Origin of the sequence: Halovivax ruber XH-70 (assembly GCF_000328525.1) — an archaeon.
Taxonomy (GTDB): domain Archaea; phylum Halobacteriota; class Halobacteria; order Halobacteriales; family Natrialbaceae; genus Halovivax; species Halovivax ruber.
In genome coordinates this window covers 953,799-969,329 of sequence record NC_019964.1, presented here as the reverse complement: position 1 = coordinate 969,329, position 15,531 = coordinate 953,799, and the positions used below count along the sequence as shown (strand labels likewise).

Here is a 15,531-nt window from a genome sequence, read left to right as displayed (position 1 = left end):
TATTCAACAGGCATCCGGGAGAACGACCAGATATGTACGCGGTGGTCGGCTGTAGCGAGTGTTCCACCCTCTGGATCGTCGAGGGGCGATCGGAGACGAGTCAGTGTCCGCGCTGTGGCTCTCGCCGGCCGTTCGATGCCCGAAAGAAGTTCGTCGAGACCGAAGACGCCGATCACGCACGCGAGGTGCGCGCGTCGATGCTCGCGAATCGCCAGGACGAGGGCGAGGCGTTCGCGAGCGTGGACTCGGTCTCGGAGCTCGAATCACAGGTCGAAGACGGCGTCGTCGACGACGAGACGTTCCTCGCAGAATCCGGGCTCGACGTCGACGAAGTGACAGCGGCTGGCGAGCGCGACCCCCGTGGGTCGACCAGCAGTGGAAGTCGCAAGGAGATCGTCGAACGGGCGATCGAGGAACTCGACCGGCCGACCGCCGACGAGGCGATCGCCTACGCCGAGGAGCGCGGCGTTCCCTCGTCGTACACCGAACGGGCGCTCGAGAAGCTCGTCAGAACGGGCGACGCCAGTGAGAGTCGCGGGCGGTATCGACTGCTGTAGGCGTGTCGGGCGGCCGAAAGTGGTTCTCAGGGTTCGATAATGTCGTCCTCGGCGACTGACGGAACCGCCAGCTCACCGGTCATCGAGACGATTCCGTGCCCACCGACGCGAACGTCACCGTCGACGCGGACCCGGACGCGACCGGGACGATCGACGTAGTGGCCCTGTTCCATCACGAGTTCCGTCGGGGCCGACTCGTCGATCGAGACGGCGACGCTCGTGTCGCCGCCGGTGCCCGCCGTGACCGTCCCGCCGGTGTCGCCGGAGAAGGCCCCGAATCGACGCAGGTACGCCCCCACCGCGCCGCTCGCAGTCCCGGTGACGGGATCTTCGGGAACCCCTGCACCTGGCGCGAACATCCGCCCGTGTACCGTCGAGTCGGCCTCGAGGGCGTCGAACGTGAAGAGGTAGATGCCGGTCGCGTCGAACTCGTCCGCCAGCGTCTCGATCTCTGCCATGTCGGGGTCGGCCCCGCCGACGTCCTGCAGGTAGGTGATGGGGACCATCAGGAAGGGCAATCCCGTCGACGAGACGGCCAGGGGAAGGTCGGCGCCAACACCTTCGAGGGCAGCGACCTCGACCCCGAGCGCCTCGGCGACGCGGTCGTAGCCGAGATCGACCTCACGGATCGTGGGAGCGTCCTGGGTCATCCACGCGGTTCCGTCGGGTTCGATATCGACGTCAAGCACCCCGACGTTGGTCTCGATGGTCGCCGTCCCCGGTTCCAATCGGCCGGTTTCGTGCGCCGCGACCAGCGTCCCGATCGTCGCGTGCCCGCAGAGGTCGACCTCCTGGGTCGGCGTGAAGTACTGAAGGCGATAGTCGGCGTCGTCACTCTCACTCGCGAACGCCGTCTCGCTGACCGAGAGTTCGTTCGCGATCGCCTGGCGCTGTTCGTCGACGAGTTCGTCGGCCTCGAAGACGACGCCGGCGGGGTTGCCGGCGAGTGGCTCGTCGGTGAAGGCATCGACGAGCCTGACCGACGCCGTGAGTGTTCCGTTGTTCATGCACGCCCGAACGGCGGGGGATGGTTTAGTCGTGGCGACAACGGCCCACCAATTCGCTCACCCAGTACGGCGAGTGGAGTGGCCAGCGACGCACCGAGACGATCACTCGTTGGCCGCAGGCGTGTCGGGCGCCGACCGGTCGTCGGCCGTGCGACCGAGCTCGCCATCGTGCGTGCCGACGGGCGGTCGATTGACCGCCGACGCAGGGGAGTCGTCGAGGTCCGTGTCAGCGGTCAGTGCGGCGAGATCGCCATCCTCTCGGGCGTCCTGGTCGATGCGCATCGAACAGAACTCGACGCCACACATCGAGCAGAAGCGGGCGTCGGTGTAGTTGTCGCCGGGGAGGGTCTGGTCGTGGTACTCCCGAGCGCGTTCGGGATCGAGGGCGAGCGCGAACTGTTCAGTCCAGTCGAAGGCGTAGCGCGCCTCCGAAAGGGCGTCGTCCCAGTCGCGGGCGCCGGGGCGACCGTTCGCGACGTCGCCGGCGTGGGCGGCGATCCGGTAGGCCGCGAGTCCCTCGCGAACGTCCTCCCGGTCGGGGAGCCCGAGGTGTTCTTTCGGGGTCACGTAACAGAGCATCGCAGCGCCTTCCTGTGCAGCCATGGCGGCGCCGATGGCGCTCGTGATGTGGTCGTAGCCGGGGGCGACGTCCGTGACGAGGGGGCCGAGCACGTAGAACGGCGCGCCGTCGCAGACGCGTCGCTGGCGCTCGACGTTCTCCGCGATGCGGTCCATCGGCACGTGGCCGGGCCCCTCGATCATGACCTGTACACCGTGATCCCAGGCCCGTCGGGTGAGTTCACCCAGCGTGTCGAGTTCGGCGTACTGGGCCTCGTCACAGGCGTCGGCCAGACAACCGGGTCGCAAACTATCGCCGAGACTGATGGTGACGTCGTGGGTCGCGAAGAGCTCGCAGATGTCGTCGTAGACGGAAAACAGCGGATTCTGTTCGCCGTGCGCTTCCATCCACTTCGCCACGATCGAACCGCCGCGCGAGACGATCCCCGTCTTGCGCCCCTCGGTGAGCGGCAGGTGCTCGGCGAGAATGCCCGCGTGGATCGTCATGTAGTCGACGCCCTGTCGGGCCTGCTTCTCGATGACCGACAGGAGTAGCTCGGGCGTGAGGGCTGCCGGATCGCCGGCCTGCTTGACCGCCTCGTAAAGTGGAACGGTTCCCAGCGGAACCGGTGATCGATCGAGGTGATCCTCGCGGATCGTGTCGAGGTCGGCTCCCGTCCCGAGATCCATCACTGTGTCCGCACCGTAGTGAACCGCCGTGTGTAGTTTCTCGCGCTCCGCCTCGATGTCGCTGGTCGTCTCGCTGTTCCCGATGTTCGCGTTCACCTTCGTCGCGAACGCCTCGCCGATGATCATCGGATCGAGCGCGGTATGGGCGTGATTCGCCGGGATCACTGCCCGGCCCGTGGCGACCGCCTCTCGCACGCGATCGGGCTCACACCCTTCCCGCTCGGCGACGCGTTCCATTTCCGGTGTAATCGTTCCGTCCCTGGCTGCCTGGCGTTGGGTACGCGGCATGATCACTAGGTAGTACTACTAAGTCATAATACCTGTGGAGCGGTGAAATGAATAGGCCGGTCCGCCGGATCTGGCGAAGGAATCGCCAGCGGGAGCCATGAGAAGCAGTAGCGAAACCGGAACCCAGGAAAACGGCTTGGATCCACGGAAACGAGCCAACCCAGGGACCACCCGGACCCAGGTAGTCGACTCGGTGCCAGGAGAGCGACCCGGTATCAGGACAGCTACCTGCCCCCTCCGACGGCGAGCCATCTTTGTATCGTCCGTCTCGTACGAACGGTATGACGATCCGGACTGACGACGCCACGACCGAGTTGCAAGTGGTCGCCGACTTCGACGGCGGCTTCAGCTGGATCGCCCACCCCGACGAGCGGATGCAGCGAGCGAGTCACGCACTCGTCGTCGACGACGCGGTCTGGGTGATCGATCCGGTCGACGGAGAGGGGCTCGACGAATTGCTCGCCGAGCGCGGGTCCGTCGCGGGCGTCGTCGTCGGGCTCGACCGGCACAAACGCGACGCCGCGGCGATCGCGACGCGCCACGACGTCGCGGTCTGGCTGCCCGACTGGTTCGACGGCGTCGAGTCGGAACTCGATGCCCCGGTCAGACGCTTCGGCGCGGAACTGGCCGACACCGGGATTCGGAGTCAGGTGGTCACGCGCAGCCGGTTCTGGCAGGAGGTCGCGCTCTTCGATCCGGCGACGGAGACGCTGGTCGTCCCGGAGAGCGTCGGGACCGTGTCGTACTTTCGAACGGACGGGGAACGGCTCGGCGTCCACCCGGCACGGCGACTCTGGCCGCCACGGAAGCGGCTGTCCGGGTTCGATCCACAGCGGGTCCTCGTCGGCCACGGCGCCGGGATCGAGACGGACGCCGGGGACGCGCTCGAAACGGCGCTGACGGGGTCGCGACGACGAAGTCCGACGCTGTACGCCTCAATCCTCCGGGCCGCCCTCCCGCTGTAAGGAACCGACACAACGGGATTTTGCATTCAGTCACCCACAGAGGCGGCCGTGCTCGACTTTCATGCACCGATCCTGGACGACGGAGAGCCCCGCGTCTTCGGCCCGTTTGGCAGCCTCTGGATCGCGTATGCCCAGCTGGGTCCACACCACGCGAACGTCGCCGCGATCGATCGCCTCGTCGACGATTCCCGCGACCTCGTCGCTCGGCCGAAAGATGCAGACGAGCGGAAGTTCGGTGTCGACCGCCGTGAGCGAGTCGGCGGCGTCGCGTCCGAGAACTTCCTGCGCGGTCGGATTGATCGGAACGATCTCGTACCCGTGTCGCTGCAAGTAGGCGGGCACGTCGTGGGCTGCTTTCCCGGGCGTGGTCGAACAGCCGACCACCCCGACGCGCTTGTGGCCGAGAATCTCCCTGAGGGCCGCGTCAGTCTCGACAGGCATACCCAGAGGCTCGCGCGGGAGCGTGAAAACGTTCGGGGACAGAGCGCGACGTGCGAGAGAGTGTGAGTACGAGAGAGAGAGAGAGAGAACGATACGCGATACGGCGGGCCACTGCGCCGGTCGGCGATCAGGAGAGACCTGCCGTTCGAATCTTCGGCTGGTCGCCCTCGCCGTCTTCGATCTCGACGACGACGTCGAAGAGCTGTTTGAGCGTGTTCATCGTCTGGTCGTCGTGGGCGGTCGAGTCGATCACACAGAGCCCGAGGGCGTCGGCACTCTGGATGCGGCCGGTGAAGACGTGGAGGAATCGGAAGACGGTCTGGAGATCCGAGTACATGAGCAGCGTGGAGATCGAGTGCAAGAGGATGCGATTCTCCGTGAGCGAGCGGTTCTCGTAGAACTCCTGGAGGAACTCGGAGAGTTTGATCCCGATGCCGGTCATGTCGACCGGCGACGAGGCGTACTTGATGCGCGGATCGTCGTCGACGGTCCCGATCCCGCGCTGTTTCGTCACGCAATCGACGATGCCGACGTCGGGGTCTGTGACACCCACGGCCTCGGTGAAATCGTCGAGCACCTTGTCCGCACTGTCTTTCGTCGTGACGATGATCGACCCATCTCCACGGTTCGCGCCGCTCGCCAACGCCTCGATCGCGAGATCGCGTTTGCCGGTCAGCGGCGGCCCCGCGACGAGAACGTTCGTTCCAGCGTCGAGATCGTCGGCCGACGGGACGTCAGGGAGGTCATACATGGCAGATTACACTTCCTCTCGGCGTCCACCACAGCGAGCGCGTGATTCCACTGGTACCTATCCAGAGTGATACAGTGAACAGGTTATATTCCTTTTGATAACACAGAGGCACGGAAGATGGTTTCTATCGTTAATCACCGTGAGAGGGCGCCAGCGGCAGCTCCACTGCCTCGTGAGACATCGTATCGCAGGCCGGTCGACGTCTGATGGTGAGGGCCGGGCGATTCCCGCCCAGAGATCGCGCTGGCGACCTCCAACGACTGGACTACCAGTTACGATCGGCCATCGAGCAGTGTCCAGCCGGCAGTCATCATGCCAGTGCCGGAACCGACACACTCAGTCGCCCGATCACGAACGCGAGCGCCGCCAGGAACATGCCGTACTTCAGGTGGTGCTGGCCGCGAGCCGGGTCCGTGAGGCTCGTCCACGCTGCGTAGGCCATGTACGCGATCGCCGGGACGAGCACGAGCAGGTAGGCCAGCCCGAACGCCTCGGTCAGGTACGGGATCGGGCTCGCGAGAATCGCAATCGCGAGCACGCCGACGGCGATCCAGAGGGCACGTCGCTCGCCGATCGCGATCGGGAGCGTGTTGAGCCCCTCGGCACGGTCGCCCGCGATGTCTTCAACGTCCTTGACGATTTCTCGGCTGAGTGTCGAGAGCGCCGCGAGCGCGAAGAGGACCACCGCTGGCCCGATCCGTCCCGCGGCTGCCGCACCGAAGAGGAACGTACTGCCGCCCAGGTAGGCGACGACGACGTTGCCCGCTCCGGGCAGGCCCTTGAACACCTGCGTGTAACTGATCAGGGCGAGCAGATTGAACAGGGCGATTCCGATCGCGAGTACCGGGAGCGTCAACGCGAGTACGACGGCCGCGGCGAAGCACGCCATCGCGTACCAGAGTGCCTGACGTGGCGAGACGGCACCCCGTGGAATGGGGCGGTCTGGCTTGTTGTGGGCGTCGATCTCCCGATCGAAGTAGTCGTTGATCGCGTTCCCCGCGCCCGTCCCGAAGAACGTCGCCGCCGCGGCCGCGCCGACGGCCAGTGGTGCCTCGACGAGTCCACCCGCGACAAACGCGCCGATCGCCGTGAGGACGGCAGCGGCGATAGCGTTCACTGGACGTAACAGCTCCCACAGTCCCCGTCCGGTCTCGACCGCCGTCATGGGTCAGTCTGGCGAGCGAACCGCTAAAAAGGGTCCGATGCCGTGGCGGTCGAACCGACGGGTGGACGACAAATTCGGGGGTTGGCCCCGACCGCAGAGGCGGTCCCGTTACCGCCAGTCGTCGAGTTCGAAAAGTGTGTCCGCGTCGACGGTGAGCCACTGGGTGAGCCGCTCGTCTCCCTCGGCCGCTACCGGGACGATGGTCCACCGACCGTCCTCGTCGGAGAGGAGTTCGAGGTCGTCGCCCGGTGCAGCCATCGACGGATCGACTGCTGCGTCCTTCGCGGACATGGTACCTAGTACCAGACGACGGGAGTACGTAAGGGTCACGGCCTTTCCCACAGTTACCGGAACCCACCACACCCTCAAGTACCAGGGCTGGATCGGCCGTCTGGGATCGGTCGATCGATTCGGATTACACCAATCGGGTCGGACGCGGATGCGCTGGAACCGTAAACAGTCGATGGAAACTAGGGCGCCCGAGAGACGACGAGTACCGGGACAGAAACCGTGCGCAACACCGTCGAAGCGACACTGCCCAATAACTGCCGACCGACGGTGGAGCGACCCCGAGAACCCATGACGACGAGATCGACCGCGTTTTCCTCGGCGTACTCGCGGATTCCCGGAGCGACGCCCTGGTGAGACGAGATCCGTTCGACGGCCGTCGTGACGTCGAGGGTCGACTGCTCGGCGTCGAGATCCGCGACCGCGTCGTCGACGATTTCGTGGCCACGCGCTTCGAGCCGTTCGAGGAATTCCGACTCGAGGCCACCTGCACTGAACAGACCGCCGGCCGCCTGGACGTCGACGACGTTGAGCACGTGTAACGCGGCGCCTGTTCGCCCTGCGATCGCACTGCCGTAGTCGGCCGCCGCTGCGGCCGGGTCGCTGCCGTCGGTCGGCACGAGAACGGTTTCGTAGTCCTCCTCGCCCGTCGTCAGATCGTCGTCCGCCGGGACGACGAACACCGGGACGTTGCACCCGCGAAGCAGTCGTTCGGTCACGCCGCCCAGCAGTCGTTTCCCCAGCCCCGTCATCCCCTGGCGCCCGACGACGATCGCATCCGCCGCGTTCTCGGTCGCGTACTCGCCGATCGCCGTCGCGGGAGCGCCCTCGACCACCGTGGTGGTGATCGAGCGATCGCGCTCGGCAGCGAGTGACTCGACGTCCGCGAGAACTTCGTCGCCCCGTTCTCGAAGCCGTTCCCGTTCACCCGACGAGCGCGTGAGACGAAGCGCCGAGTCGTCCACGACAAACAGCGCGTCGACTGTCGCCTCGAACGCCTCGGCGAGATCCAGCCCACGTGCCGCGGCGTGGCGCGCCTCGTCACTGCCGTCGACGGCGAGAAGAATTCGATCGAACATGATATAGGCGAGAATTGGTCGCAGAGCACCATGATCGTTTGCCTCCGAAGGGGCCCACTTCGGCCGTCATCAGCGTGACTGGAGAGTGAGCGACCCGACGGACGAGAGGTCGCAGCGAAACCGTCTGGACGGGCACTCACAACCGAATCAGAGGCTCGAAAGAGAAACCGTCTTAAAGGTGCGGCGAAAACGTACGTTTGCGACCCAAAACAGACCGAGGGCGCTTAGCTCAGTCTGGACAGAGTACTTGGCTTCGGACCAAGCTGTCGCGGGTTCAAATCCTGCAGCGCCCATTCGTTTTCCGGTTGATTCGAATACAACAGACGTGAGTGTCGTGTTTCAACCGATCGCTTGCAGCGCCAGCGAGTAGCGATTTCGGAGTGACTCGCAAGAGCGCTGTCGGCAAAATCTTTCCAGGTCCAACAGGCACAATGACGGATTGGGACAGGATCGCGTGCAGCTCGAAGTGAACAGGTTCAAAAGACGCTCACTATCGTAATTTTTACCTTCGGAACATATATAGAATCGGTATGGATCGACGACGCGTTCTCCTCTCGGTGGCGACAGTTGGAAGCCTCTCCCTGAGTGGCTGTCTCGAGCAGTTCACGGCACCGGACGACGATGACTCGCCTACGAGCGAGACGAGTTCGTCCGACGACCACCCGGCACTCTCCGTCCTCGAATCGTACTACGAGGCAGCGCAGTCGGACGATCCGGACGCGATCCGCGAGTACCTGCACTCGGCACACCCGTACAACCGCGTCGAGAGCGACGAGAGTGGATTTAGCTACGAACCGGCGCCGGAGGCTGACGCCGAACACGAGATCGTCGACGAGTCGTTCGATCCGGAAACCCTGAGCGACCGGCAGTCGGTCGCGTTCTGGTTCGAGGGTGAGGACACCTCGCTCGAGGCGGCTATCGAGGGAGAGTCGGCGGTGCTCGCCAGTTCGACGGTCGAAACCACCGAAGATGGCCTCCCGGTCGAACGGACGGAAGAGATAGTCCTCCTCACGGAAGACGGCGAGTGGACCGTCTTCTTCCCGTACGGCCAGTCGATGGAAATCGACGCCGAACCCGTCGAGGACGAAGCCTACGACATCGTCACCGACGTCACGTTCGACGAGGAGCGCGAGCGAGCAACGGTTTCCCTGGACGGCGCTGGCGAGGTCGCTGCCGAGGAACTCCGGGTCTATGCCGAAAGCGTCGGGGACGACAGCAGCTACTGGCAACAAGACGGCGATACCCTCCCGCCGGTCACCGAAGCGACGACCCCGTTCGATCCCGACGGGGACGAGATCGTCGTCACACTGCTCCTCGAAGCGGACGGGCAGGTTGTTATCCACCGCGAGCAGTACGATCCGGAAACCTGAGCCGCCTGCGCTCCAGTTAGATTGGTCGAGGTGGCGGGCCAGCATCGAGCGGAACCAGCAATCGCTCACCCGAGGCGCGTGCTTTTCCCCGTTAGCCACGTCTGTCCGGGTATGACACCACCGACAGCTGCGGGCGACCGACCGAGCCCGATCGCTGGCCAGCGCGTCCAGCACGGGCCCGGCGTCACCGCCACTCGCGCCTTCCCGACGAACGCCTATCAGTCGAGTCTGGACCCGTTCGTCCTCTTCGAACGCTTTTTCATCGACCCAGATCGTGGCTTTCCGATGCATCGCCACGAGGGATTCGAGATCGTCTCGTACATGCTCGAGGGTGGGATGGAGCACGAAGATTCCCTCGGCGTCGAACACACGGCCAGCGAGAACGAGGCAATGTACATCACCGCCGGGCGGGGAATCAGTCACTCGGAGTTTCCGGCCGACGACGCGGCCTGTTCCGGCCTCCAGCTCTGGATCAACCTCCCACCCGAGGCGAAAGACGCCGAGCCGGGGTACGCGGACGCGACCGCAGCCGAGTTACCGACAGACGTGAAACCCGGAGCGACCGTGACGACCGTCGTCGGCGACGGTTCGCCGTTCGACCTGCACACCCCGATGGAGTACGTAGACGTCCACGTCACCGACGCCTGGACCTGGACGCCCGACGAGGAGTGGGCCGGCTTCCTGTTCGGCACCGACGGGACGGGCGCCGTCGACGGCCACTCGTTCGGCGAGGGCGACGTCCTCCCGATCACGAACGGCCGCCAGGTGGAGGTGACGAGCGACGAGACGCTCCGGGCCGTCGCCGTCTCGGGCCGACCGCACGACGAGCCGATCCGACTGCGCGGGCCGGTCGTCCGATAGCTCGGGGATCGACCCAACAGCAGTCTCGTTCGGCGAGACAGCGGAATTTCGACTACAGCATCGTCTTCTCGGGGTGTTCCTGGCGTCGAACCGAATCCCGGAGTTCGGAGCGGGCGTACACTCCGTCGTCGACTTTTTCGACACACGTGGGGCAGAGTGCGACGAGATTCGTTCGAACGTTCGCACCCCCGTCGGCCCGCGGCGTGACGTGTTCGACCGACAGCGAGTCGGACTCGGTCCGGCAGAACTCACAGTTGCCGTCCGCACGCTCGTCCCGGACTTCGCGGCGGAGTGGGTCTGGCAGTGGCGGCGTGGGAATCGGCTGTTCGGGTTCGTCAGTATCACGTTCGCGAAGGGATCGCCAGCCGAGAGCGCCGATACCGAGTGCGGAGAGTACCACCAGCCCGCCCCAGACGAACGACAGTCCGGTCCCACCCGGGCCAGCGACGAGGCCGTACCCTCCGACGAGCAGACCGCCCGCAAGAACGGCCAGTGCGATCGGAGTGGCGGTGTCCGCGATGGAAGATCCGTCAATCATGCACGGAATTCTGGCCGTAACAACAATAAACGTGGCGTGAATGGCCGGTGAGGTAACACGAAATCGAAACGCGCGTCTCCACACCGGAGGCCCGCATATTCCGGGTTGCGAGTCACGTTTGCCTTGCAGACACGGCCCGTGAAAGCCGGAGTGATTTCCGTCGGGCGGTAGGCAGGTACCTATTCATGTACCGGCGACCCGGCGTCCACCGACGACCGACGCGGCGATGGTGGCCGATCCGTGCCCGTCGAACGCCGTCCCGTCGAAGACACGGCCGTCCAACGGCATTTCGGAAGACACGCGGAGCCGAATGACCGACGGAAACGAGTTGCTGACGACCGAGCGCGGGACCGCCCTCCGCAGCTGGGCAGTCGTGGTCGGTCTGATCGCGGCCACGATCGCCACGCTCGTGCAGGGTGCGTATCTCTGGGCCGGGCTCTCGGGGACGATCGTCGCACTCGCCGTCCTCCCAGCTGTCGCGAGGGGGACCCCGCTCGTGGTGGCGCCGTGGGTCGTGTTGCTCGTCGCTGCCGTTCCGATCTGGGTTCGCCTCGTCGGCGCGTTCCCGGCCGCGGGATTTCTCACCGTCGCCGCGATCGCCCTGCTGGTCACCGTCGAGCTCGACGCGTACACGCCCGTCGAGATGACGCCGCGGTTCGCGGCGGCGTTCGTCGTGATCGCGACGATGGCCGTCGCCGCCGTCTGGGTGATCGGCCAGTGGCTCTCGGATACGCTCGTCGGAACCACCTTCCTCACGTCGACGGGGGAAGTCATGTGGGACCTGATTCTCGCGACGGCGTTCGGCGGGCTCGGCGGCGTCTTCTTCGTGACGTACGTCGTTCGACGGGACGACGTCGCGCTCGACGGGTCGGGTGAGAGCGCGTGACGGTCGCAGACGAGGGTACGAGCGAGGGACCAGTTTCGTCCCGACGAGGGTGGCAGTTCGTCCACGGGATACAGCTCCTGCTCGGATTGATCGTCGGCTACGCGGTCGTGACGGTAAACCTCACGCTCCTCATCAACGCCGGCATTCCGCTGGCCATCACGACTCTGCCGTGGGTGCTCGGTCGTCTCTACGATCACCAGATGGACGTCGGATTGGCTGCGTGGATTTCGATCGCCGCCGTCCTCCACGCGGTGGGTGCACTCGGTCCGTACACGATGTTCGGCTGGTACGATTCGGTCACGCACACGGTTTCGGCGACACTCGTCGCCGGAGCGGGGTACGCCATCGTCGACGCGATCGATCGCTCGAGCGAAGCAGTCGACCTCCCCGGCGAGTTCCGGTTCGTGTTCATCCTCGTCTTCGTCCTGGCGTTCGGCGTCCTCTGGGAGATCGCAGAATTTGCCTCGGCCGGCTTCGCGAGCATGCTCGGCGGCGAACCCGTCCTGGCGCAATACGGGACCGACGACATCGTCTTCGATCTGATTTACAACGCCGTCGGGGCGGTACTCGTCGCTTTGTGGGCCACCGGGTACTTCGACGGCGTGGCAGGACTCCTCGATCGTCGCATCGAAGAAGGTGACGATACGTCCTGAGGCCGTCACATTCAGCCGTTACGCGAGGATCGCTCCACACCCGTCCCGTACCGGACAGAACGCAGCGCCAGAACCCGGCAGGCCGGTCGGGTTGGATCCGATTCGCTCGATTCTTGCAGGGGCGCTATAACTCTCCGTCGACGATCTCGGCAACTCGCTGCCGATCGAACAGGTCCTCCTCGACGTCGTAGAGTTGTCTCGCCGCGCGCTCGGTCACCACGAGGTTCGTGATCGGCCCCTGATAGAGCGGCCCGCCGCGGTAGACGTCGCCGCTTTCGACCGCAGAGAGCTTCCGCGCCGTGTTGTCAGATTCCAGGGCGGAGACGATCGTGTCCTGGAACTCGGCGGCCGTCTTCGCCTCTTGCCCACGGAAGAGAATCACGTCGGGATCGATGTCGAGGAGCGTCTCGTAGCCGACCGCACCGCGTGAGTTGTGGAAGTCCCGAACGTCCGTCTCGGCGAATGCGTCGACGACACCCAGCTCTCGCCACTGCTTGAAACTCGTCCCCTCGTCGATGAGGTACGGCGAGAACTCGCCCAGACTCGCCTCGGTCGCCCACATGATCGCGACGCTCGGGCGCTCTCCCTCGGGTGGAACGATCTCCGAGAGCGTCTCCTGGAACTCGTCGTGAAGGGCCGCGAACGCCTCGTAGCGTTCGGTCTCCTGAAACAGTTCGGCGAGATTCTCGAACGCCTCGTACAGCGAGAGGTACTCGTAGTCGTGCCAGTCGTAGCCTCTCGAGAAGATACTGTTGGCGAAGAAGGGTGTGCCCGTCTGCTCGATCAGGTCGATATCGCTCTGCTCCCAGCCCGAGGTCCGGCCGAGAATGAAGTTCGGATCGTTGACGAACACGTCGACGTCCTCGGCGAGCCCCATGAACTTCTCCGGTGTCAGTTCGCCCTCCCAGAGAGACGTCATGTCGCCCTTGTCGACGCTCACACCGGGAATCTCGTCGTAGTACTGGGTGTGATAGCGCGAGGCGAGATACAGTGCTTCGGGTGGCGACTGCCCCAGCGCGATCCCCATGTCCGCCCAGCTCCCGTTGTTCGCCGCCCACGACTCGGGGACGGTGTCGAACTCGACCGCACCCACCGGCGGCATCGAGACGGTGTACGTCTCGTCGCCGTTACTCCCGTCACCCTCGTCACCCTCGTCACCAAACTCGGAGAGACACCCGGCCAATGCGCTTACCCCTGCCGCGGCCACTCCCGTTCGAAGGACGGTTCGTCTGGTCATCCGCGAATCGTCGGTCATCGATTTTAGGTTGGCCTAAATTTACAAAAGCGTTCCGAAAGTGGCCGGTTCGGGGCAGATTCGTGCCGATCACCTGGATACGAAACGATATCCGAACACAACTTACCGCTCTGGCAGCGCCCGTCTCGGCAACACCTGCAGGTCGGGCTCCGTTCTGACCGTCGCTTCGACGCCGAAGACGTCGGCGAGTAGCGACTCGGTGACGACCTCTTCTGGCGGGCCCCAGTCGTACAGTTCGCCGTCGCACATCGCGATCAGGTAGTCGGCGAAGCGGGCCGCCTGCGAGATGTCGTGGAGGATGACGGCGACGGTGACGCCCTGCTGTTCGTTCAGCTGGCGAATCGTTTCGAGGACGCGAAACTGGTGGTGGACGTCCAGGAACGTGGTCGGCTCGTCGAGCAGGAGGACGTCGGTCTCCTGGGCGAGGACCATCGCGATCCAGGCCAGTTGTTTCTGGCCGCCGCTCAGTTGGCCCAGTTCCGTCTCCCGGAGGTGGTCGATCCCAGCGAGTTCGAACGCCCGGTCGACCGCCTCGTGGTCGGCCGCACTCACACCCTCGAAGAACCCGCGGTACGGATACCGACCGTGGTAGACGAGGTCCTCGACCGAGATGGAGCCGACCGAGTCATTCTCCTGGGAGAGGACACCGAGTTCGCGGGCCAGTTCCTTGCCACCGAACGAGTCGAGGTCCTCGCCGTGGATCCTGACAGACCCGGCCACCGGTTCGAGATGGGCGGAGAGCGCCTTCAGCAGCGTCGACTTGCCGCTCCCGTTCGGGCCGACCAGCGCGGTGATCGCCCCCTCGGGTACGTCGAGACGGGCACACTCGACGACCGATTCGTCGCTCGTCGGGTATCGAAGGTCGAGATCGTCGCCGACGAGTGCGCTCTGGACGGCGACGCCGTCCTCGTCGGTGAGCCCGATCGATGCCTCGTCCGGGTCGACCACGTCGGAGTCAGTTCCTGTCATCAGAGTTCACCCATCGACTGGTTCCGGCGCATCAGGTAGAGGAAGTACGGCCCGCCGACGACGCCCGTGACGACGCCGACCGGGAGTTGCGTGCCGGACAGGGCGAGTCGCGCGCCGACGTCGGCGACGACCATCAGCGCTGGGCCCGCGAAGACACATCCGAGGATCACGCGGCGGTAGTCGCCCCCGACCGTGTTTCGGACGATGTGGGGAACGACGAGGCCGAAGAAGCTGACGATACCTGCGACGGCGATGGCGACACTCGCCGCCACGATCGCGACCACCGACAGCAGAAATCGCGTCCGTTCGACGTTCATGCCAAGCGACTGCGCAGTTCGCTCGCCGAGCACCAGCACGTTGAGCTGGCGCGCACCCGCGAGGGCGAGTGCGATCGCCACGATCCCAGGAATCAACGCGATCCTGACTTCCTCCCAGCCGGTCGCCGTGAGCGAGCCAGTCAGCCACGAGACCGCCGTCTGGACGACGCCAAGGTCGTCGGCGAAGAAGAACAGCCCCTGCTGAAGCGACTGAAAGACCATGTTGACGATCACGCCGGCCAGGACGAGCCGGACGGGACTGGTACCGCCCTTCCAGGCGATCGCGTAGACCGTCAGGAAGGCGACGGCCCCGCCGATCGTCGCGAACAGTGGGAGCAAGGTCGCCAGCCCGCTGAAGACGATCAGCGTCGCGAGGACGGCGAACCCGGCACCCGAGCTCACACCCAGGACGAACGGACTCGCCAGTTCGTTGCGCGTCACCGCCTGGAAGATCGCCCCGGAAACTGCGAGCGTCGCACCGGTGATGATCCCGACGAGGACGCGCGGTACCCGCTGATCCCAGACGACCAGGGTGCCGACGTCGTCCATGTGAGCTGGAAGCTCGGATCCCAACAGAAACGCCTGCCAGACGTCGACGTCGAACCAGATGGCCGGATCGAACACCGCCGACAACACTTCGAGGCGAGTCATCGGATAGTCGCCGTACGTCGTCTGGACGTATCCGGCTACCAGCGTGACTGCCGCACTCGCCAGACAGAACGTGACGAGTGTGCGCGTCAGCCAGCCGTCGCGGTCAGGCATCGTGTCGCGTTCCCCGACCGACCGTGCCGCTGCCATTATCATTTAGGATAGCCTAAAATCCCTAAAGGCGTTCCGATTCGGGCCTGTCGACACCGCTATGCAACGTATACGTCCGCAATAACACGATCCGG

The 15,531-nt window shown here is 65.1% G+C and carries 17 protein-coding genes and 1 tRNA gene; 7 read left to right on the top strand and 11 right to left on the bottom strand.

Annotated elements, in window-relative coordinates; genetic code table 11:
* Positions 1-32: 32 nt before the first annotated feature.
* Complete coding sequence (locus HALRU_RS04535) at positions 33-557, top strand: DUF5817 domain-containing protein (RefSeq protein ID WP_015300221.1); 525 nt, start codon at positions 33-35, stop codon at positions 555-557.
* A gap of 26 nt (positions 558-583) precedes the next feature.
* Here HALRU_RS04535 and HALRU_RS04530 read toward each other — a convergent pair whose 3' ends face one another.
* Together HALRU_RS04530 and thiC are read right to left on the bottom strand one after the other, a co-directional pair.
* Entirely contained in the window at positions 584-1,564 is a 981-nt protein-coding gene (locus HALRU_RS04530) for a PhzF family phenazine biosynthesis protein (RefSeq protein WP_015300220.1), read from the bottom strand.
* 102 nt (positions 1,565-1,666) lie between these two features.
* The gene (gene thiC / locus HALRU_RS04525; RefSeq protein WP_015300219.1) at positions 1,667-3,100 is read right to left on the bottom strand and encodes a phosphomethylpyrimidine synthase ThiC; all 1,434 of its coding nucleotides are present in this window, start codon (positions 3,098-3,100) and stop codon (positions 1,667-1,669) included.
* Between the two features lie 281 nt (positions 3,101-3,381).
* On the opposite strand from thiC, the gene HALRU_RS04520 reads away from it, so the two are divergent.
* Entirely contained in the window at positions 3,382-4,065 is a 684-nt protein-coding gene (locus HALRU_RS04520) for a hypothetical protein (protein WP_015300218.1), read from the top strand.
* A gap of 30 nt (positions 4,066-4,095) precedes the next feature.
* On the opposite strand, the gene HALRU_RS04515 is transcribed toward HALRU_RS04520, so the two are convergent.
* The 5 genes from HALRU_RS04515 to HALRU_RS04495 form a co-directional block, all read right to left on the bottom strand.
* Complete coding sequence (locus tag HALRU_RS04515) at positions 4,096-4,506, bottom strand: CoA-binding protein (protein WP_015300217.1); 411 nt, start codon at positions 4,504-4,506, stop codon at positions 4,096-4,098.
* A 127-nt stretch (positions 4,507-4,633) separates the two neighbouring features.
* Entirely contained in the window at positions 4,634-5,257 is a 624-nt protein-coding gene (locus HALRU_RS04510; protein ID WP_015300216.1) for an RAD55 family ATPase, read from the bottom strand.
* A gap of 310 nt (positions 5,258-5,567) precedes the next feature.
* Complete coding sequence (locus HALRU_RS04505; RefSeq protein ID WP_015300215.1) at positions 5,568-6,422, bottom strand: geranylgeranylglycerol-phosphate geranylgeranyltransferase; 855 nt, start codon at positions 6,420-6,422, stop codon at positions 5,568-5,570.
* 108 nt (positions 6,423-6,530) lie between these two features.
* Entirely contained in the window at positions 6,531-6,713 is a 183-nt protein-coding gene (locus HALRU_RS04500) for a DUF7511 domain-containing protein (protein ID WP_007698141.1), read from the bottom strand.
* Between the two features lie 179 nt (positions 6,714-6,892).
* On the bottom strand, positions 6,893-7,789 hold the full coding sequence (locus HALRU_RS04495; RefSeq protein WP_015300214.1) for a universal stress protein: 897 nt from the start codon (positions 7,787-7,789) through the stop codon (positions 6,893-6,895).
* Between the two features lie 218 nt (positions 7,790-8,007).
* Between HALRU_RS04495 and HALRU_RS04490 the strand changes: the two genes are divergently transcribed.
* The 3 genes from HALRU_RS04490 to HALRU_RS04480 all read left to right on the top strand — a co-directional run bounded on the left by HALRU_RS04490 (position 8,008) and on the right by HALRU_RS04480 (position 10,020).
* Positions 8,008-8,082: transfer RNA gene (locus tag HALRU_RS04490), tRNA-Arg, on the top strand.
* Positions 8,083-8,319: 237 nt separating this feature from the next.
* On the top strand, positions 8,320-9,159 hold the full coding sequence (locus HALRU_RS04485) for a hypothetical protein (RefSeq protein WP_015300213.1): 840 nt from the start codon (positions 8,320-8,322) through the stop codon (positions 9,157-9,159).
* A 111-nt stretch (positions 9,160-9,270) separates the two neighbouring features.
* Positions 9,271-10,020, top strand: coding sequence for a pirin family protein (locus tag HALRU_RS04480; RefSeq protein ID WP_015300212.1), 750 nt, complete (start codon positions 9,271-9,273; stop codon positions 10,018-10,020).
* A gap of 52 nt (positions 10,021-10,072) precedes the next feature.
* Here HALRU_RS04480 and HALRU_RS04475 read toward each other — a convergent pair whose 3' ends face one another.
* Positions 10,073-10,558, bottom strand: coding sequence for an HNH endonuclease (locus HALRU_RS04475; protein WP_015300211.1), 486 nt, complete (start codon positions 10,556-10,558; stop codon positions 10,073-10,075).
* Between the two features lie 310 nt (positions 10,559-10,868).
* Here HALRU_RS04475 and HALRU_RS04470 point away from each other — a divergent pair, with 310 nt between their 5' ends.
* Entirely contained in the window at positions 10,869-11,444 is a 576-nt protein-coding gene (locus HALRU_RS04470; protein ID WP_245547788.1) for a hypothetical protein, read from the top strand.
* Entirely contained in the window at positions 11,441-12,097 is a 657-nt protein-coding gene (locus HALRU_RS04465) for a hypothetical protein (RefSeq protein ID WP_015300209.1), read from the top strand. The genes HALRU_RS04470 and HALRU_RS04465 overlap by 4 nt, the downstream gene beginning before the upstream one ends.
* Before the next feature lie 124 nt (positions 12,098-12,221).
* On the opposite strand, the gene HALRU_RS04460 is transcribed toward HALRU_RS04465, so the two are convergent.
* From HALRU_RS04460 to HALRU_RS04450, 3 genes are all read right to left on the bottom strand, one after another.
* A complete protein-coding gene (locus HALRU_RS04460) occupies positions 12,222-13,352 on the bottom strand; it encodes an ABC transporter substrate-binding protein (protein ID WP_015300208.1) in 1,131 nt (376 codons plus the stop codon).
* A gap of 102 nt (positions 13,353-13,454) precedes the next feature.
* A complete protein-coding gene (locus tag HALRU_RS04455) occupies positions 13,455-14,321 on the bottom strand; it encodes an ABC transporter ATP-binding protein (protein WP_015300207.1) in 867 nt (288 codons plus the stop codon).
* Positions 14,321-15,436, bottom strand: a complete 1,116-nt coding sequence (locus HALRU_RS04450; protein WP_015300206.1) for a FecCD family ABC transporter permease — start codon at positions 15,434-15,436, stop codon at positions 14,321-14,323. The genes HALRU_RS04455 and HALRU_RS04450 overlap by 1 nt, the downstream gene beginning before the upstream one ends.
* Positions 15,437-15,531: the final 95 nt, after the last annotated feature.